Here is a 17,860-nt window from a genome sequence, read left to right as displayed (position 1 = left end):
CGCGTCCGCGGGAATGACGTGGTACAGATTTTTTTACTTATCTGGAGACGCAACATGGAAACCATCGTCATCGTAGGAGGCGGTGCGGGCGGACTCGAGCTCGCAACCCGTTTGGGCGACACCCTCGGCGCCAGCAAGCGCGCCCGCGTGCTGCTGGTGGACCGCAACCCAGGCCACTTCTGGAAGCCCTTGCTGCACACGGTCGCTTCCGGAAAATGCGATCCCCGCGTGGAGGAACTGTCCTTCCCCGCCCAGGCCGTCGAGCATGATTTCGAATTCGTGCAAGGCGAAGTGCTGTGCGTGGACCGCGCCCACCAAACCATCACACTGGCGCCACGCAAAGGCAGCGGCACCGATGGCGTCTGCCGCACCGTCGCCTACGACAAACTGGTGCTGGCACTGGGCGCCGTCACGAACTTCTACAAGGTGCCCGGCGCCTCCAAACATGCGCTCACGCTCGACAGCGTGGACGAAGCCGAAGCCTTCCGCCGCCGCTTCATCGAAGCCTGCATCAAGGCCGGTGAACAGAAGACCGGCGTCGACGTGGTCATTGTCGGCGGCGGCGCCACCGGCGTCGAACTGGCGGCGGAGTTGAGCAACAGCGCCCGCGCCTTGGCGGCCTACCGCGTGCACACGCTGAACCCGGAAACCGATATCCGCATCAGCATTCTCGAACGCGGCCAGCACCTGCTGCCACAGTTGCATCCGCAGCAGGCCAACCGTGCGGCGCGTGAGCTGCGCGCACTCGGCATCGACGTCCTGACCAGCACCGTCGTCGCCGAAGTACAGAAGGACGCCGTGATCGATGGCGCCGGCAACACCCACTGCGCCGACCTGACCTTGTGGGCGGCGGGGGTCGAAGCGCCGCAGCTGTGCGCGACGTTCGGCCTGACCGTCAACCATCTGCGCCAGATCGTGGTGGACTCCAGCCTGTGCTCGGCCAACGACAGCCAGATCTACGCGCTGGGCGATTGCGCCAGCTACACCTGCCCGATCAAGGGTGCGGCGCCGCCGCGCGCGCAGGTGGCGCACCAGCAGGCGATGTTCCTGGCCGACCTGCTGGCCCGCCGCAGCGGCACGCCGCGTCCGGACTTCCGTTATCACGACTACGGCTCGCTGGTTTCGCTGGGGCCGCAGACCGCGGTGGGCGTGCTGACCGGCGCCATCACCGGCAAGAGCATCCGCGTGGGCGGCGCGACGGCGAGCCTGTTGTATCAGCTGCTGTACCAGAAGCACCTGCTCAGTTTGCACGGTACGGCGCGCGTCGTCACCCAGGCGCTGGTCGATTGGCTGCGCGCAAAAATACTGCCGCCGGTGAAGCTGCACTGACGCCGATTCGTCATTCCCGCGTAGGCGGGAATCCATACGCCGCATCACCTCAGGTTCAGCATGGGTTCCCGCCTGCGCGGGAACGACGAGTGGCCGTATAATAAGGTTATGACAACCTTAACCCCGTTAAGCAAAAACAATCCGGTCACGTCTCCGCCCGCAACGGCGGAGACGTCCGGCATTTCGTCCGCCGCCGCTGCAGCCCCCGGCATCGCGCCGCTCGCCACACCCGCTTCGGTGGTAACGCTCAGCGTTGCCGGCGCACAGTCGGTGGATGGCGCACCGCGCGCTCCGCTGGTCTGGGAGCGCAACAACAAGGACGCCGTCTCCGCACTGGTCGCGCGCAACTACAGCTACCTGCCGGCCGCCAGCCGCTTCAAGAACCTCGGCGCCGCGCTGCTGGAGCGCTTCAAGACCGACAGCTCGGACTTCTCGCAATCGGTGCAGCAATCATCCCAGGACGCAAGCACCGACACCTACGACGCATTGCTGTACGCGCAGCTGCCGCCGCTGCATCGCGTTGGCGACGACCAGGCCGGCCTGACCATCACCACCAAAAGCGGCGTCAAAGTCACCCTGGCGCTGGACAGTTCGGACAACGGCGTCGCGGTGCAGGTGCAAAGCAGCGGCAAACTCAGCGACGACGAACGCGCGGCGCTGGCCGGACTCTCGGCCGCCTTTCAACAAGCGATCGACGGCCTGGCCGCCGTGCCGCCGAAAATCGACCTGTCCGGCCTGACCGGATTCGACGCCTCCGTGTTGTCGTCGGTGGACCTGCGCTCGCAAATCAAACTGAATGAAACCGATACGCAGCGGCTGGAATTCCACGCCGACGCCAAACAACGCTCGGTGCGTTTCAGCGGGCCAATCGGCGAAGCGAAGATCAGCGTGGACCTGAGCCAGCCTGCGGCCTGGGGCAGCAAGGAACAGCAGGCCAAGGCGCTGGTCAACTACCTGCACCAGTTCGACCAGGCTACCTGGCGCGGCCAAGGCGACGCCGAGCTGGCGGGCGTGTTCAAGGATGCCTTCAGCGAGATGCACAGCAACTACGGCCCGCAGCCCGCCGCGCCGCAGCAACGGGTCAAGCTGGAGGACCAGGACCACGCCATCCTCACCGGCCTGGCCGACTTCAGCGCCTCCATCACGCAAACCGAGACATCGCCCAATCCGCTGCGTCCCGGCGAGCATGACAGCTTCGATTACCAGGCCTCGCAAAGCACCAGCGTGCAAGGCCGCAACCAGTTGGACCGCTCGGTCGCGCAGCAGCAGCAATCGCAGCTCAAGGCCAGCTACCACGCGCCCAGCAAGGTGGACGGCATACTGGCCCTGACGCTCGACCGCGCGTCGCAGAACTACAACTACGTGCTGGTCGACGATAACGCCAGCAGCAACGCCGCGCTGGCGCACGAGGACGGCGCGCTGTCCAAGGCCACGCTGGAGCAGACCGCCAGCCGATCGACGCGCACCATCAAGTACCTGTTGGACAAGCAGATCGAAGACCTCACCGTTCCATCCAGCGCAGCCCACACACGCGACCTGCTCGACATGCTGGCGCCGAAAAAGAAACTGGACGAAGATGAACGCCGCACCACGCTGGATGCGGCCAACCAGATGATCTTCCTGCAACCCGAACCAGGCGCGCTCCCAAAATGACACCAGAATCCACCGTACTGATGGCGGCCTACAACGCCTCGATGAACCAGAAGCTGTACGCCGCGGCGGCGCGACTGCCGCACGGCGAACTGGCCGCCGACCGCAAGGCCTTCTTCGGCTCCCTGCTCGGCACCATGAACCACCTGCTGGCCGGCGACACCATCTGGCTGCGCCGCTTCGCCACCCACCCGGCCAAATTCAGCGCGCTGGAGTGCATGCGGGACTTGCCCGCCCCGTCCGGCCTGACGCACAATTTCGGCGAAGACCTGCCGCCGCTGCTGGCCTACCGCCAGCAGCTGGACGCCATCATCACGCAATGGGCGGCGCAGGTCAGCGCGGCCGACCTGGCCCAGGCCTTCGAATACCGCAGCACCAGGGGAGACCTGTATCGCAAGCACTTCGGCAGTCTGGTGCAGCACTTCTTCAATCACCAGACCCACCATCGCGGCCAGGCCAGCACCTTGCTGTCGCAGGCCGGCATCGACATCGGCGTCACCGATTTGCTGGTCATCGTTCCCGACATCGAAGCGCCATGAAGATCGCCGTCTACAGCGCCCAGCCCTATGACCGCCGCTTCCTCGACGAAGTACGCCAACAGCAAGCGGCAGGCGCCGTCGACGCGGTCTACTTTTCCGACCCGCTGACGCTGGACACCGTGCCGCTGGCGCAAGGCTGCGCCGCCGTCTGCGTGTTCGTCAACGACCTGCTGGACGCCGCCGTGCTGCAAGCCTTGCACGCGCTGGGCGTGCGCGCCGTGCTGCTGCGCTGCGCCGGTTTCAACAACGTCGACCTGAACGCCGGCGCGCGCCTCGGCCTGTTCATGGCGCGGGTACCGGCCTACGCGCCGGAAGCGGTGGCCGAACATGCGCTGGCATTGGTGATGACGCTCAACCGCCACACCCACCGCGCCTACGCGCGCGTCCGCGAAGGCAACTTCGCGCTGGACGGTTTGCTGGGCATGACGCTGCACGGCAAGACCGTCGGCATCGTCGGCGCCGGCCAAATCGGCACGGCGGCGGCGCGCATCTTCAAGGGACTGGGTTGCACGGTGCTGGTCAGCGATCCGGCGCCGGCGCCGCAGCTGGACGGCGTCGTCACCCGCGTGAGCCTGGACCAGCTGCTGGCCGCATCGGACATCGTCTCCCTGCATTGCCCGCTGATGGAGGCCACGCGCCACATGATCAACTCCGCCAGCCTGGCGCGCATGAAGCCGGGCGCGATGCTGGTCAACACCTCGCGCGGCGCGCTGATCGACACCGCCGCAGTGATCGAAGCGCTCAAGTCGCGCCAACTGGGCGCGCTGGCGATCGACGTCTACGAGCAGGAGGCCAGCCTGTTCTTCCACGACCACTCCAGCGACATCATCGCCGACGACGTGTTCCAGCGCCTGATGACCTTCCCCAACGTGCTGGTCACCGGCCACCAGGGCTTCTTCACGATCGAAGCGATGCGCGAGATCGCCGCCGTCACCTTCGCCAACCTGGCCTGCCACATGAACGGCGCGCCATGCGCCAACCTGCTGCCGGTCAGCTCATAACGGTCAGCTCATAGCGGTCAGCTGGTGACCGGCAGCGTCAGGACGAAGCGGGTGCCGGCGCCAAGCTCGCTCTCGACTTCGATCTTGCCGCGCAAGACGCCGTAGACGATGTTGTAGACGATGTTCAGGCCCAGGCCCGAGCCGCCCCGTCCCAGCTTGGTGGTGAAGAACGGATCGTAGATGCGGCCCATGTTCTCCGGCGCGATGCCGGCGCCGTTATCGCGGATGACCACCTGCACCCACTCCACGTCGAGCATGCGGGCGGAGATCAGTATCTCGCCTTCGGTGCAGCCTTCGAAGGCGTGCGTCAGGCCGTTGTTGATCAGGTTGATGAGCACCTGCCCGAACGGCCCCGGATAGCTCTTCATCTGTATCGTCACCGGTATCTCCTGGCGCACCGTGATGCCGCTCTTCTTGAACGACGGCAGCAGCAACAGCAGGATCTCATTGGCCAGGTCGCACAGCAGGAATTCGCGGCACTGCGAGGTGGTGCGGTCCACCGCCACCTGCTTGAAGCTCGACACCAGGTCCACCGCCCGGTGCAGGTTGCGCAGCACGATCTCGCCGCCGCTGGCGACATCGTCGACAAAGGCTTGCAGCGTCGAGCGCTTCATGCCGTCGGCGGTCAGCTTGGTGAAGGAGCGGGTCTGGTCGATCAGCGTGCTGACCGCCAGCAGGCTGTTGCCGATCGGCGTATTCAGCTCGTGCGCCACGCCGGCCACCAGCGATCCCAAGGCCGCCAGCTTCTCGCTGCGCACCAGTTCATCCTGAGCGAGCCGCAGCGTCTCCAGCGATTCCGCCAGGTCCTTGTTGGCATCGACCATCTGGCCGGTGCGCAGCTGCACCAGCTCTTCCAGCTTGTCGCGGTACTGGATCAGTTCCACCTCGCTCTTCTTGCGGTCGGTGATGTCGGTCGAGATGCCGCCCATCGCCCACACCTTGCCGTGGTCGTCGCGCAGGCAGAATTTTTCCGAGATATAGGTGCGCACCACGCCCTGCGCATCCGGCACGCCTTCCTCGTAGATGTAGGAATGGGTGGATTCCAGCGCGCGCCGGTCGCCCTCGCGTATCACCTTCACGGTGTCGTCGTCGAAGATGTCGGCGTCCTTGTGGCCGATCGGATCGGGCGAGCCTGGCGGCAGCACCTGGCGCAGCCGCTCGTTGACCATCAGGTAGCGTCCCTCCAGGTCCTTGACGTAGATGACGGCCGAGGACTTGTCGGCGATATTGGTCAGCAGCGACTGGCTCACCCGCAGCGCCGCATCGCGCGCGGCGACGGTGGCCAGCATGGTGTTGAAGGCCGCCGACAGCCGCCCCACTTCGTCATTGGAGAAATACGGCGCGCGCAGGTCGTAGCGCTCCTCGCGCGTCACCTGGTCCGCCACTTTCGACAGCGCCAGCAAGGGCTGCGTCACCAGCCGCCGCAGGCCGACCGCCTGCAATACGCCGCCGATCAGCAAGGTCATCATCACCACCGCCAGCACCAGGCCGTATTTGCTCAGACGTTCGGCCAGCGGCTGCAAGGCATACTCCACCTGCAGGTAGCCGACCACCTCGTGCTGGAAACGCACCGGCGCCAGCATCGACAGATAATCGCCGTGGAAGCGGTGGCCGGACGGCGCCATCTCCTCCGGCCAGTCGCATTGCACGGCGGCGCCGCGCGCGTAGTTGGCGAACGGCTGGTGCTGCGCGTCGAACAGGCAGGCGCTGTGGATGTCCGGCGTGCCGCGCAGCGCCGACAGCGTGCGGACGGCGGCCGGACGATCGCCGAAATTCAGGTCGACATCGAGGTTGAGCGACACCAGGTCCATGCGGCTGGCCAGGTCCTGCACCAGCCGCACCCGCACCACGCTGAAGTCGTAGGCGATCAGCGCCACCAACGCCACCAGCATCGCCGTCATCGCCGTCATCAGCGAGACGATCAACAGCTTGCGCTGCAAGGCCAGGTCGTTCCAACGCTGGGGAAGCCCGCTCACTTGGGATCTCCGCCGACGACGCGTTCGGCCAGCGCCAGCATGCGGGGATTGAGGCTGACGCCGGAATGCTTGGCCGCCGTCAGGTTGACTTCAAAACGGATGCTGCCGTCGACCAGCAGCATATTGATCATGCCGCCGTCGGCCAGGAAGGAGGCGGAGTCGCCGATGGTGAGGATGGCCTGCTCGCGCATGCGCGTCAGCCACGCACTCTGGCGGCTGCGCTCGGGCAGCGCCAGGTAGACCGCGTGACAGGGCTCGGTTTCTTCGACACGGTTGACGATGCGCAGTTCCAGCGGATGACTGCCGGCCGCGCGCTTTTGCAACTGGCGCGCCATATCGGTCGCGCCGGGCCCCACCATGCACACTACCAGCGGCGCATGCGGCTCGACCAGCACCGGCGCCGGCCAGCTGGCGTAGCGGGTGAAGTTGAGGATGTAAGCGGCCTTGACCTGCTGCTCGGGGATGGCCTGCTCGGCGCGCACGGATACGCATGCCAGCAACAGCGTGGCCAACATCCTGAATTTCGCAGCGCCCAGTCGTCTCATCACGCAAGCCCCTCCCGGCGGTTCCAACGCCCATTGATTTTATCTGAATAGCTCCCGATGCAATATTTTTTCGCATAGTGGAAAGGCCTTGTTCTCTAAACACAACGCATCGTGCAGACGGCAAACTTGCAGCTTGTGATCATGTCGGAATTGGTGAATACTTTGTTAAATAAATAGTGCAGCATAGGGGAATCCTCTTGAGCGACCGCACACAGCATCGGAGCACCTCCCGCCTGCTTCTGGCACTACTGCCGGCCGCCTGCGCGGCGCTGCTGTTGCCCCTGGCCGCCGTCGGCGCCGATGGCGCCAGCGACGACGACACGCTGTTCGACCTCAGCCTTGACCAGCTGCGCAACGTCAAGGTGCTGACCGCCACCAAGACCGCCACCCCGCTGTACGCCACGCCCGCCGTGGTCACGCTGGTCACGGCCGACGACATCGCCCGCTACGGCTACCAGACGCTGGCCGAGGCTTTGTCCCACGTGGCCGGCTTTGTCGAGAGCGACGACCGCCTCAACCACAACTTCGGCGTGCGCGGCATCAACGCCGGCGCGCAGTCGGCCAGCCGCGCCATCAAGATTTTGCTGGACGGCCAGCCGATCGCCTTCCGCAGCACCCAGCAGCAGTTGACCGGGCTGGAATTCATCCCATTGAACATGGTCGAGCGCATCGAGATCGTGCGCGGGCCGGTGTCGGTGCTGTACGGCGCCGACGCGCTGCTGGGCGCCGTCAACGTCATCACCCGGCGCGACGGCACCGAGCAGCGCCTCGGGCTGTCCCACGAATGGTCCGGCGGCGGCCGCAGCGCCGACCTGCTGTCGGCCAGCGGCAGCGTCCACTTCGGCGCGGCCGAAGGCGCGCCATCTCCATACTGGCTGGCCTGGGGCCTGCAGGCGGCCAAGGCCGACCGCAGCGGCCTGGCGCTGCCGCGCGTCTCGCCCGACTACAACCGTTACGCCAAGCTCAGTCCGGCCCCGGTGGACGACGCCGATCCGCGCAGCCTGTACCTGCGCGGCGGCTGGCGCGGCGCCAGCGACGAGGTGCAGGCCAGCGCCTTCTGGCAACGACAGGACAGCGACAATGTCTTCGCCAATCTGAACCCGCTGCTGCGCCCGCCCAGCCACGTGGTGCTGGAACAGGGCTTTGTGCACCTGGAGGCCAGCCACCGCTTCAACCAGTGGCACACGCTGCGTACCAGCCTCAACTACGGCCAGGGCGAACCGGGCAGCGGTGACGTGGTGCGCACCGGCGCCGCCGACTACTACCTGCTGCGCGATTTCGGCTACAAGGCGATCGACGGCAGCGCCGAATGGCTGTGGCAACCCGGCCCGCAAACCAGCCTGCTGCTGGGCGCGGACGTGCTGCGCGACCGCGAGACGCTGGAATCGTTCCGCCGCCACAGCCTGGTCGACGGCAGCAATTTCCAGCTCAGCCAGCCAGGCGAAAAAACCCTGCGCAACACCGGCCTGTACGCACAATGGCAGTTCCCGCTGTTCGGCAAGTGGCAGGCCATCCTCGGCGGCCGCCAGGACCGGCACTCGGTCTACGGCACCCAGGAATCGCTGCGCGCCGGCGTGGTCGGCACGCTGCCCGGCGACTGGGGTTTGAAAGTGCTGAGCGGCACGGCCTTCCAGGCGCCGTCGGCCGAGCTGCTGTACCGCACCGCCGTGCAGCCGGGCGACGTCAAGGGCAACCCCAACCTGGCGCCGCAAAAATCGCGCACGCTGGAACTGCAACTGAGCACCCCGCCCCGTCCGCACTGGAACGGCGCGCTGACGGTCTACCACACCAAGGTCAGCGAGCTGGTCACGCTGGAGCAGGAGTTCTTCAACCTGGTGGCGCGCAACACCAGCGACAGCAAGGTCAACGGCGTGGAGCTGGAGCTGCGCTACCAGCAGGACTGGTTCAACGCCTACGCCAACCTGAGCCGCGCCAACGGCAGCCGCGGCATCAACCGCTACACGCTGGCGCCGCTGGCCCAGCGCAGCGACGGCGAACTGTTCCCCACCAACAGCGCCAACGCCGGCGCCAGCGCCAGCCTGATGGGACAGAAGCTGCTGCTCAGCCTGGACAACCGCTACGTCGGCCCGCGCCCGGCCGCCACCTCCAACGTGCTGCTGGCCAACCAGGCCTACCATCTGGCCAGCTATGTCGACACCACGCTGGCCGCGCGCTGGAGCATCAACACCCGCTCCAGCCTGCGCCTGCAGGTGCGCGACCTGTGGAACAGCCAGTATGTCGATCCCGGCGTGGGCGGCATCGATTATCCTTCGCTGGGACGGCGCTATGGAGTGCAATATGAATACCGCTACTAGCCGCCTGCTGGCCGCCGCATGGGCCGCGGCGCTGGCGCTGCTGGCGTCCTGCGGCGGTGGCGGCGGCGGCTCCGGCGATGCCACCACGGCGCTGCCGGACTATCCGATCAAGGCCATGATCGATCCGGCCGCCATCAACATCGGCTCGGTCGGCTGGCGCACCTCGACCCGCGACGCCTTCCTGCTGGCGGCCAAGCAGATCAACGATGCCGGCGGCGTGCTGGGCAAGCGCCTGAACGCCATCGCGCTGGTCGCGCGCGACAACGCCGAAGCGCAGGACATGGGCCAGCAGCTGCTGGACGCCGGCGTCATCGCGCTCAACGTCTCGACTTCCACCCGCGTGCTGAACCTGCTGCCGCAGGCGCTGGCCAAGGGCGTGCCCATCCTGACCGAATCGAGTTCCGCGCCGTCGCTGAGCACCGTGACCGACAACGACCTGATCTACCGCATCGGCGTCTCCGACGTCGACGCCACGCCGGTGCTGGCCAAGGTGGCGTGGGAGGCCGGCAAGCGCCGTGCGGTGGTGCTGATCAACGCCGGCGACGCCTTCGGCGCCGGCCTGGCCAGCCTGTTCTCGCCGGCCTTCCAGAAGCTGGGCGGGCAAGTGGTGGCCACCGTCACCATCCCGTTCGGCCTGAAGAGCGGCTTCGCCAGCTACCTGCAACAAGTCTACGACGCCAAGCCGGACGTGATCCTGAACGGCATCCTGGCGGCCGACATCTCGGCCAATGTGCTCAACGAATCGCTGCCGTTCCAGAGCGGCGCCATGTGGCTGCTGCCCGGCACCGCCGCCGGCAACCAGACCTTCCTCGACAACCTGGCCGATCCGGGCAAGCTCACCGGCGGCGCGCGCGGCGCGGCCGCCACCATCGGCGCCTACGGCAACAGCTCCTATCAAAGCTTCCGCACCGGCTACATCGCCCAGTACGCCAGCGAGCCGCAGGACTTCACCGCGCCCACCTATGACATCGCGATGGTGATGGCGCTGGCCATCGAGCGCGCCGGCCTGGTCAACAACAGCAAAAACCCCACCGGCCTGATGGTGCGCGACAGCCTGCGCTTCGTCATGAACGCGCCGGGCGACAAGGTGAGGCCGGAAAACATCGGCGCCGCGCTGGCGCTGGTCAAGGCCGGCAAGGACGTCGACTACGCCGGCGCCTATGCCGACATCGACTGGGACGGCGTCGGCGACATCGTCGGCCAGGTGCCGTTCACCGTGTTCCGCCTCGACACGGCGGCCCGCAGCTGGGACGCCAGCCTGCAACTGATCATAGCCCTGCCCCGCACGCCATAGCGACAGGCCAGCCGCACCACTTAGGGGTCGGACCCCGTCTGGGGTCCGACCCCAGCTTGGTCCTGCGGGGTTAGCGGCATCACTAGCGATCAAAAAGTTATCGCTTCCACACCTTTTCCCCGGTAACATCAGCGTTCCGCATGACTGGTATGCGGAATGCATGGTTGTGCCGGTGCCATACGCTAGCTATACTGCACTGCAACAATGCGCGTTTTTTCATATCCGATCGCAGTCCAATCCGGGGAAGGTCATGTCTCTCGCTTACCGCGCCAATGCCGATTTCGCCAAGTTAAACCATCCGATGCGGGTGCCGCTGTCGGCGGAAATCCATTCACGCCCCTTCCTGCAGCTGCAAGCGCCGGAAAGCCTGACCCATTTCGCGCTCTATGTGCAGCAGGACCAGCCGTCGCAGAAATTCCACCGCAGCAGCCAGCACCAGATCCTGGAGCAGCTGTGCATGCACTACGGCGTGGCCGCGCCGGCCCCGCAGGCGCGCTATTTTTTCCATGACTTCGACCGCTTCCGCCTGAAGTGGGAATGCCACACCGAGTTCGCCACCTACACCTTCGTCGAACGCGGCGAGCCGGGCGCATCCTGCGGCGAGGCCTTCGAGCGCATGCCGCTGCAACACGTGCCGCAGGAGTGGCTGGCCGGGCTGCACGGCAAGATCATCGTCGCCGCCCATGTGCTGCTGTGCAAGGGCGAGCCGGACGACAACGGCGCGGTGGGCGCCATCCGCGAACTATTCCAGGGCAAATCGCTGGTCGGCAGCAGCGTCGGCAGCGGCGCCGAGGTGTGGACCGACTTCCTGATCCAGCCGGACGGCTTCAGCCGCTTCGTGGTGCGCGACCTCAGCCTGCGAGAATTCCAGGCCGGCCGCCTGGTCGGCCGCCTGCTGGAAATCGAAACCTACCGCATGATGGCGCTGCTGGGCCTGCCGCAGGCGGAAGCCAGCCAGCCCGTGCTGAACGGCATCGAGAACGAACTGGCCGACCTGACCGCCACCTTGGTGCAGGGCGACCAGTCGGACGGCGCGCCCAACGAGGCGCGCGAAGAGCAGACGCTGCTCCACCGCATCACCAGCCTGGCGGCGCGGCTGGAAAAACTATCGGTCAACAACAGCTACCGTTTCGCGGCGGCGCAGGCTTACTTCAGCCTGGTGCAGGCCCGCATCCAGGAGCTGCGCGAAGTGCGCATCGCCGGCATGCCGACCCTGGCCGAGTTCATGGGCCGCCGCCTGGCGCCGGCCATGCACACCTGCACCTCGGTCTCGCAGCGGCAGGAAACGCTGGCCAAGCGTATCGCCCGCAGCAACGACCTGCTGCGCACGCGGGTCGGCATCGAGCAGGAACGGCAGAACCGCAAGATCCTGCAATCGCTGGACGCGCGCGCGGCACAGCAGCTGCGCCTGCAACAGGCGGTGGAAGGATTGTCGGCGGTGGCGATCTCGTATTACACGCTGGGCCTGATCGGCTACGCGGGCAAGGCCATGAAGGCCAGCAACATCCCCATCAATCCGGACATCCTGACCGGCCTGGCGGCGCCGCTGGTGTTCATCGGCGTGTGGATGGGCTTGCGCAGGCTGCACAGGCAGCTGACCGGACCGGGCAGCGCGCAGGCCCGCCACGCCTGACGGCCTCAGGGAGCGAGGCTGACGTCCAGCTCCTTCTTGCCGACCCAGCGGCCTTGCAGCGCGTGGGCCGGCTCCGACCAGCCCAGCTGCAGCGTCGCACTGACTTTGTCGCCGCTGCGCTCGCTCAGCACCAGCTTGCCGTCGCGCTCCGCGCCATCGAGCGCAATAGGCTGGCGGAATTTATCGTAAAAATACGTTCCGTGGACGCCGCCGTCGTCGTCTTTTTCCAGCATCATCGTGACCGCCATCGTCCCCAGGCTGCCATGCAGCACCTGGCCGAAGTACCCACCGCCCGCAGGCAGCGGCCCAGCTCCCAGCAGCAGCGCCTTGCCGTATCCGCTCAACTGCGGCGACAGCTCGGCATAGGAAATCGCCAGCTTCACGTTGCCGACATCGTCCAGCGCGCGCTCGGCATGGCTGGAGCAACCCGACGAATAGATGGTGTACTTCTGCGCGGCCGCCTCCAGCTGATAGGAACGGAACGCCGCCAGCAAATCGGCGTCCGACTGGGCGGCACGCTGGTTTTCCGTATTGGCGCATTCGGAATTGAGCGCCACCCGCTGCTCAAGGTCGTCGAGGTCGTCCTTGGACGCGTTCTTTTGCTTGCGCAGCGCGTCCAGCGACGCTTTCTGCTTCGCCGTCTCGCTGCGGTAGATCGCCAGGCGCTGCTTGCGCATCTGCCGCGCCAGCTCGCGCATGCCGACGGGCGTGAAAATGTCCTCCGCCTGCAGTGAACGTCCGCTGGCCATGTCGAAACTGTAGTACGCCTGGCTGCTCTCGCAATAGGCGCCGCAGAATTCGCTGTCGAAGGTGATGGTCAGGATGCGGCCATCGTTGCGGCCGACCTTGAAGGACTGCGTCGCGATACCGTCCGGGACTATGCCGTCGGCCGCGCCCACCGCCTTGCCTGCCTGCCTGGGCGCCAGCACCCCGAATCGCGAGAGAAACAGCTTGTCGTTGATTTTGGCCGACAGCACCGGATCGCCCGCCTGCACCAGCGGCATGACGATATCGCCGGCGGGCACCGGCTTGCCATCGGCAGACTTGCCCTGCACCGCCAGGCTGCGCACCTGGGCGGGCGCGGCCGCCTGCACCAGGCCGGCGCAACAGAGCAGCAGCAACAGAGGAGGAACACGCGTGAACGGGCCCGTCATGTCTGGCCGAACCGTCCGCGCAGGAAGCTGGCGATGCGATCCTGCGTGGCTTCCAGGTAGGGGATGTTCATGTGGTCGGAATCGGGGACGATTTCGTCCGCATGCAATTGCCCCAGCTTCTCGACCAGCAGGTCGGTGTGCGAATGCGGCACCACGTCGTCGGACGCGGCGCGCAGCACATAGGTCGGCGCCTTCAGGTGGTGCGCGTACTTCACCGATTCGAATTTATGCCGCAGCACATACTCCACCGGTATCGCCTTGAACTTGCGCTTGGCGATGGCCAGGATGGAATCGTAGGGCGTGATCAGCACGATGGAATTGGCGTCGCGTTCCATCGCCACCTGCACCGCCACGCCGGAGCCGAGGCTGCGACCGACCACGGCGATGCGCTTGGGGTCGACATGATGGCGCTCGCTGAGCCAGTCGAACAACATGCGGCCGTCGTCGACGAAATGTTCCTCGGCCGGATCGCCGTGTGAATCGCCATAGCCGCGATAGTTCACTGCCAGCACCGCCATGCCAGGAAATAGCTTGCCCGCGTCGCGCGCGACCCAGGACACTTCCTCCGAACGGCCGCCGAAATAAATCACGCCCGGATGCGGCCCAGCCACCGGCGGCGTCATCAGCCAGCCGGAAAGTCGCGTGCCGTCATTCGAACGCACCACGATGGGCCGCGTGCGATGGCCGCTGCTGTAAGGCTTGAGCACCTCGCGCTTGCTGCCCAATGGATTGAACAGCAGCCGCTTCTGGTTGGCCGCCACCGCGGCCGTAAGCCCCATCCACAGCACACTGACGAGGCCGGCAAAACCCGCGACTTTTTTTGAATTGTTCATGCTCTCTACTTTACTCCCGTCCCTCGTCTCCACGGTACGAAAATTGAAGTCATGCGTGGTATAGGCCACACATGGTGTTGCTCGGCCCGGTTCACAAGAGCCGGTATAATACGCGCTCCGTTTTTTCGTGCAATCCCGATAATGAAACCTGCCGTCGTACTGCTGCATAGCTCCATGAGTTCCAAGGCCCAATGGGCCGACCTGATCGCTCAACTCGAAGGCAACTTCCGCTGCATCGCCGTCGACCTGCTCGGCTACGGCGCCTCGCCCTTCCCGGCCGACGTCGAGGCCGGCTATGTCCACACGCTGGCGCACGAAGTCGACGCCGTCAACGCCGCCGTCGCCTCGCGCCTGGAGCCGGGCGAAGCCTTCCACCTGATCGGCCATTCCTTCGGCGGCGCCTCGGCGCTGCACATGGCGCGCCGCATGCCGGCCCGCGTGCTGTCGCTGACCTTGTTCGAGCCGGTGGCCTTCCACCTGCTGCCGGCCCAGCATCCAGCGCGCGCCGAGATCGTCGCCGTGGTGGCCCGTATCAACGCCTGCGGGTCAGAGCAGGACCGCGACGCCACCCGCATCTTCATCGACTACTGGAACCGCGCCGGCGCCTTCGACGCCGCGCCGCCGGCGGCGCAGGACAAGATGGTCGCCATGATCGCCAAGGTGCGGCTGGACTTCCAGGCGCTGCTGGGCGAAGCGGCCACGCTGGACGATCTGTCGGCGCTGACGATGCCGTCGCTGGTCATGTCCGGCGCCACCAGCCCGGCCTCGACCCGCCTGCTGGCCGAAGCGCTGGCCGCCGCCCTGCCCGACGCCACCGCCCTGCAAACGCGCGGCGGCCATATGGGGCCGATCACCCACGGCGCCGTGGTCAACCCGGCCATCGTCAACTTCCTGGCCGACGCCGAAGTCACCACCGATTGACAACGGCCGATTGACAAGGACAACGACGATGTGACACTGTCGGTGCTTCGCCACCAGCCGGAGTCGTCACGCCATGCGCCGTCCTAGCTTCTTGCTGTCCGCAGCACTGCTGTGCCACTCCGCCACGGCGGCCGACTACAACCTGCCGGCGCGGCCGGATACCGTGGCCTGGGGCTACTACTCCGGCCAGTCCAAGCCGGTGCTGACGGTGCATAGCGGCGACACGGTGCGCATGCAAACCCTGTCCACCTGCGGCACGCCGGAACGCATGATCGCCAACGGCGTCAAGCCCGAAGACATCCCGCCCTACACCGCCGCCATCTACAACGAAGTCAAGGACAAGGGACCGGGCGGGCATATCCTCACCGGCCCGGTCGCCATCGCCGAAGCTGAACCGGGCGACGTGCTGGAGGTGCAGATCCTCAAGGTGGACCTGGACGCCAACTTCGCCTGCAACGGCTTCTCGCTGGGCAAAGGCTTCCTGCCGATGGAGTATCCGTACAGCCGCAGCAAGATCATCCCGCTGGACCGGCAAAAGATGATCGGCCACTTCGGGCCCGGCATCGAGATTCCCCTGAAACCCTTCTTCGGCAGCATGGGCCTGGCGCCGGCCGGCGGCAAGATCGACAGCGCACCGCCGTTCGCCCACGCCGGCAACATGGACAACAAGGAACTGGTGGCCGGCACCACGCTGTACATCCCGGTCGCCGCCAAGGGCGCGCTATTCCAGGCCGGCGACGGCCACGCCGCGCAGGGCAACGGCGAGGTGGACATCACCGCGCTGGAGACCTATCTGAGCGGCAGCTTCCGCTTCATCGTCCACAAGGACCGCCACCTGATCTGGCCGCGCGCGGAAACCCCAACCCATTACATCTCGATGGGCTTCAGCCCCGACCTGAAGACCGCCACCGAACACGCGCTGCGCGACATGATCGATTTCCTGGTCGCGGAAAAGCACTTGAGCCGCGACGACGCCTACATGCTTTCCAGCGTGGCGGTGGACATGGAGATCACGCAGCTCGTCGACGGCAACGTTGGCGTGCATGCCATGCTGCCGAAACGGATCTTCAAATGAGGGCCGGCCGCTTGCCCGGCCGTTTGCTCATGCCGGCCTCGCTGTCACTGCTGCTGGCCTGCGCCGCTGCGGGAGCCGGGGCCGCGTCGCAGGCGCCGGTCGAAGCGCATGCGCTGCACGCGCCGCAAACGGTGGCCGGCGGCGACGGTGTACGACGCCTCTACTACGAGCTGGATATCGCCAACTTCTACGCCGACACCGGCACGCTGAAACTGACCGAGGCCGCCGTCTACGCAGACCGCGACACCAAGCCGCTGGCCACCTTCAGCGGCGCCGCTCTGGCCAGCCTGCTGCGGCCCAACAAGGAACTGGAAGCCGACAACAGCCTAGCCATCGCCGGCGGCGCGCATGGGCTGCTGCTGATCGCCGTACCTTTGCCAGACGGCCGCAAACCACCGCATACACTGCGCCACAAGCTGACCTTCAAGACCGCCAAGGGCGAGCTGCAAACGGCCGACGACATCGCGGTCACGGTCGACGCCAGGCCAGCGGTCGTACTGAGCCCGCCCCTGCGCGGCGGCCTGTGGCTGGTCGACGAAGGCCCCGGCCACGCGCAATCGCACCACTGGGGCAGCGTGATCGCGCAGAACGGCCGCCTGACCATCCCACAGCGCTACGCCATCGACTTCTTCGGACTGGACGCGCAGGGCCACGCCGTACGCACACCAGTGGAAAAACTGGCGGAGAGCCGCGTGGAAGACTGGCCCGGTTGGAACAGCGACGTAGTGGCCGTCGCCGACGGCGTGGTACGCGACACGCGCGACGGCCTCGCCGACCACAAACCCTTGTCGCCGCAGAAAGAGCCGGTAGAACTGAGCGCCCGTACCCTATATGGCAATTTCGTCGTGCTGGAGGTGCAGCCCGGCGTGTTCGTGCACTACGCCCATCTGCGCCAGGACAGCGTGCAGGTCAAGCCGGGGCAGCATGTGAAGCGCGGCGCGCTGCTGGGGCGCCTGGGCCTGACGGGCGCCGCCGGCGCACCACACCTGCACTTCCACGTATCGGACCAGGCCAGCTTCGCCGACTCGCAAGGCCTGCCCTTTGTGTTCGACAGTTACACGCCCGCAGGCCACAGCAGCGAAAGCGAAGCCCTGAACAACACCTCGGCCATCAAGCTCGCGCCGCAAGCACCCAAGCTGCGCCGCCGCATGCCGCTGGACGGCGACATCGTCGGCTTCTAGCGCCTTGCCGCCGCCAGGTCGGCATTGCTCAGGCATTCGTTGTTCGCCCAGGACCGCTGTAGCCGCTGCCGCGTATCCAGCAGCGACTCCCGCTGGGTGCGCAGCGTCTGCATCATCTGCTCGATCTCGCCCAGCCGCGCATCGAGGTTATGCAGCAGCCCGTCCTGGAAAGCCGCGCCTTCGAGCTGCGACACCGCACGTATCGCCTCCAGCGTGAAGCCGAGGTTCTGGCCGATCTGGATCATGTGCAGGCGCTCCAGCGCCGTCTCCGCATACACGCGATAGCCGTTGGCGCCGCGCACCGCCTTCGGCAGCAAGCCAGCCTTCTCGTAATAGCGGATCGCCGACGCCGCAAGGCCCGAGCGCTCCGCCAATTCGCCAATTCTCATATTTCGCTTGACCTTAAAGTGAACT

Annotated in this window: 15 protein-coding genes; 10 read left to right on the top strand and 5 right to left on the bottom strand. The window is 66.3% G+C overall.

Going from position 1 to position 17,860, the window contains the following annotated elements; all coding sequences use genetic code 11:
• The first annotated feature begins 54 nt into the window (after nucleotides 1-54).
• The 4 genes from V6M89_RS18720 to V6M89_RS18705 all read left to right on the top strand — a co-directional run bounded on the left by V6M89_RS18720 (nucleotide 55) and on the right by V6M89_RS18705 (nucleotide 4,519).
• Nucleotides 55-1,329, top strand: a complete 1,275-nt coding sequence (locus V6M89_RS18720; RefSeq protein ID WP_332854580.1) for an NAD(P)/FAD-dependent oxidoreductase — start codon at nucleotides 55-57, stop codon at nucleotides 1,327-1,329.
• 108 nt (nucleotides 1,330-1,437) lie between these two features.
• Nucleotides 1,438-2,982, top strand: a complete 1,545-nt coding sequence (locus tag V6M89_RS18715; RefSeq protein ID WP_332854579.1) for a hypothetical protein — start codon at nucleotides 1,438-1,440, stop codon at nucleotides 2,980-2,982.
• A complete protein-coding gene (locus tag V6M89_RS18710; RefSeq protein ID WP_332854578.1) occupies nucleotides 2,979-3,518 on the top strand; it encodes a DinB family protein in 540 nt (179 codons plus the stop codon). The genes V6M89_RS18715 and V6M89_RS18710 overlap by 4 nt, the downstream gene beginning before the upstream one ends.
• On the top strand, nucleotides 3,515-4,519 hold the full coding sequence (locus tag V6M89_RS18705) for a 2-hydroxyacid dehydrogenase (protein ID WP_332854577.1): 1,005 nt from the start codon (nucleotides 3,515-3,517) through the stop codon (nucleotides 4,517-4,519). Before V6M89_RS18710 ends, V6M89_RS18705 begins: the two co-directional genes overlap by 4 nt.
• Nucleotides 4,520-4,536: 17 nt before the next feature.
• Here the strand turns inward: V6M89_RS18705 and V6M89_RS18700 are convergent, their stop codons facing one another.
• Nucleotides 4,537-6,495 carry an ATP-binding protein gene (locus V6M89_RS18700; protein ID WP_332854576.1) on the bottom strand — a complete coding sequence of 653 codons (1,959 nt, stop codon included), beginning with the start codon at nucleotides 6,493-6,495 and terminating at the stop codon, nucleotides 4,537-4,539.
• Nucleotides 6,492-7,040 carry a YfiR family protein gene (locus V6M89_RS18695; protein WP_332854668.1) on the bottom strand — a complete coding sequence of 183 codons (549 nt, stop codon included), beginning with the start codon at nucleotides 7,038-7,040 and terminating at the stop codon, nucleotides 6,492-6,494. Before V6M89_RS18695 ends, V6M89_RS18700 begins: the two co-directional genes overlap by 4 nt.
• Nucleotides 7,041-7,237: 197 nt before the next feature.
• Between V6M89_RS18695 and V6M89_RS18690 the strand changes: the two genes are divergently transcribed.
• From V6M89_RS18690 to V6M89_RS18680, 3 genes are all read left to right on the top strand, one after another.
• Nucleotides 7,238-9,355 carry a TonB-dependent receptor plug domain-containing protein gene (locus V6M89_RS18690; RefSeq protein WP_332854575.1) on the top strand — a complete coding sequence of 706 codons (2,118 nt, stop codon included), beginning with the start codon at nucleotides 7,238-7,240 and terminating at the stop codon, nucleotides 9,353-9,355.
• Nucleotides 9,339-10,649: an ABC transporter substrate-binding protein gene (locus V6M89_RS18685; protein WP_332854574.1), complete on the top strand. Its 1,311-nt coding sequence runs from the start codon at nucleotides 9,339-9,341 to the stop codon at nucleotides 10,647-10,649. The genes V6M89_RS18690 and V6M89_RS18685 overlap by 17 nt, the downstream gene beginning before the upstream one ends.
• Nucleotides 10,650-10,899: 250 nt before the next feature.
• On the top strand, nucleotides 10,900-12,282 hold the full coding sequence (locus V6M89_RS18680) for a DUF3422 family protein (RefSeq protein WP_332854573.1): 1,383 nt from the start codon (nucleotides 10,900-10,902) through the stop codon (nucleotides 12,280-12,282).
• A 5-nt stretch (nucleotides 12,283-12,287) separates the two neighbouring features.
• Here V6M89_RS18680 and V6M89_RS18675 read toward each other — a convergent pair whose 3' ends face one another.
• Nucleotides 12,288-13,436, bottom strand: a complete 1,149-nt coding sequence (locus V6M89_RS18675) for a hypothetical protein (protein WP_332854572.1) — start codon at nucleotides 13,434-13,436, stop codon at nucleotides 12,288-12,290.
• On the bottom strand, nucleotides 13,433-14,269 hold the full coding sequence (locus V6M89_RS18670; protein WP_332854571.1) for an alpha/beta hydrolase: 837 nt from the start codon (nucleotides 14,267-14,269) through the stop codon (nucleotides 13,433-13,435). The genes V6M89_RS18675 and V6M89_RS18670 overlap by 4 nt, the downstream gene beginning before the upstream one ends.
• Before the next feature lie 141 nt (nucleotides 14,270-14,410).
• On the opposite strand from V6M89_RS18670, the gene V6M89_RS18665 reads away from it, so the two are divergent.
• The 3 genes from V6M89_RS18665 (at nucleotide 14,411) to V6M89_RS18655 (ending at nucleotide 17,446) form a co-directional block, all read left to right on the top strand.
• On the top strand, nucleotides 14,411-15,190 hold the full coding sequence (locus V6M89_RS18665) for an alpha/beta fold hydrolase (RefSeq protein ID WP_332854570.1): 780 nt from the start codon (nucleotides 14,411-14,413) through the stop codon (nucleotides 15,188-15,190).
• Between the two features lie 73 nt (nucleotides 15,191-15,263).
• On the top strand, nucleotides 15,264-16,265 hold the full coding sequence (locus V6M89_RS18660) for an acetamidase/formamidase family protein (protein ID WP_332854569.1): 1,002 nt from the start codon (nucleotides 15,264-15,266) through the stop codon (nucleotides 16,263-16,265).
• Nucleotides 16,262-17,446 (top strand): M23 family metallopeptidase, encoded by a 1,185-nt coding sequence (locus V6M89_RS18655; RefSeq protein ID WP_332854568.1) that lies wholly within the window; start codon nucleotides 16,262-16,264, stop codon nucleotides 17,444-17,446. Before V6M89_RS18660 ends, V6M89_RS18655 begins: the two co-directional genes overlap by 4 nt.
• On the opposite strand, the gene V6M89_RS18650 is transcribed toward V6M89_RS18655, so the two are convergent.
• Nucleotides 17,443-17,835: a MerR family transcriptional regulator gene (locus tag V6M89_RS18650; RefSeq protein WP_332854567.1), complete on the bottom strand. Its 393-nt coding sequence runs from the start codon at nucleotides 17,833-17,835 to the stop codon at nucleotides 17,443-17,445. The two genes, V6M89_RS18655 and V6M89_RS18650, sit on opposite strands and share 4 nt — an antisense overlap.
• Nucleotides 17,836-17,860 lie beyond the last annotated feature (25 nt).

Source organism: Duganella sp. S19_KUP01_CR8, from assembly GCF_036688705.1.
GTDB lineage: Bacteria > Pseudomonadota > Gammaproteobacteria > Burkholderiales > Burkholderiaceae_D > Rugamonas.
This window is presented reverse-complemented; position numbering and strand designations above follow the sequence as displayed.

Coding starts and splice junctions, on each gene's coding strand:
- V6M89_RS18695 (WP_332854668.1), bottom strand. CDS start 7,040: ATGAGACGACTGGGCGCTGCGAAATTCAGGATGTTGGCCACGCTGTTG.
- V6M89_RS18675 (WP_332854572.1), bottom strand. CDS start 13,436: ATGACGGGCCCGTTCACGCGTGTTCCTCCTCTGTTGCTGCTGCTCTGT.
- V6M89_RS18710 (WP_332854578.1), top strand. CDS start 2,979: ATGACACCAGAATCCACCGTACTGATGGCGGCCTACAACGCCTCGATG.
- V6M89_RS18670 (WP_332854571.1), bottom strand. CDS start 14,269: ATGAACAATTCAAAAAAAGTCGCGGGTTTTGCCGGCCTCGTCAGTGTG.
- V6M89_RS18650 (WP_332854567.1), bottom strand. CDS start 17,835: ATGAGAATTGGCGAATTGGCGGAGCGCTCGGGCCTTGCGGCGTCGGCG.
- V6M89_RS18685 (WP_332854574.1), top strand. CDS start 9,339: ATGAATACCGCTACTAGCCGCCTGCTGGCCGCCGCATGGGCCGCGGCG.
- V6M89_RS18665 (WP_332854570.1), top strand. CDS start 14,411: ATGAAACCTGCCGTCGTACTGCTGCATAGCTCCATGAGTTCCAAGGCC.
- V6M89_RS18715 (WP_332854579.1), top strand. CDS start 1,438: ATGACAACCTTAACCCCGTTAAGCAAAAACAATCCGGTCACGTCTCCG.
- V6M89_RS18680 (WP_332854573.1), top strand. CDS start 10,900: ATGTCTCTCGCTTACCGCGCCAATGCCGATTTCGCCAAGTTAAACCAT.
- V6M89_RS18660 (WP_332854569.1), top strand. CDS start 15,264: ATGCGCCGTCCTAGCTTCTTGCTGTCCGCAGCACTGCTGTGCCACTCC.
- V6M89_RS18655 (WP_332854568.1), top strand. CDS start 16,262: ATGAGGGCCGGCCGCTTGCCCGGCCGTTTGCTCATGCCGGCCTCGCTG.
- V6M89_RS18705 (WP_332854577.1), top strand. CDS start 3,515: ATGAAGATCGCCGTCTACAGCGCCCAGCCCTATGACCGCCGCTTCCTC.
- V6M89_RS18720 (WP_332854580.1), top strand. CDS start 55: ATGGAAACCATCGTCATCGTAGGAGGCGGTGCGGGCGGACTCGAGCTC.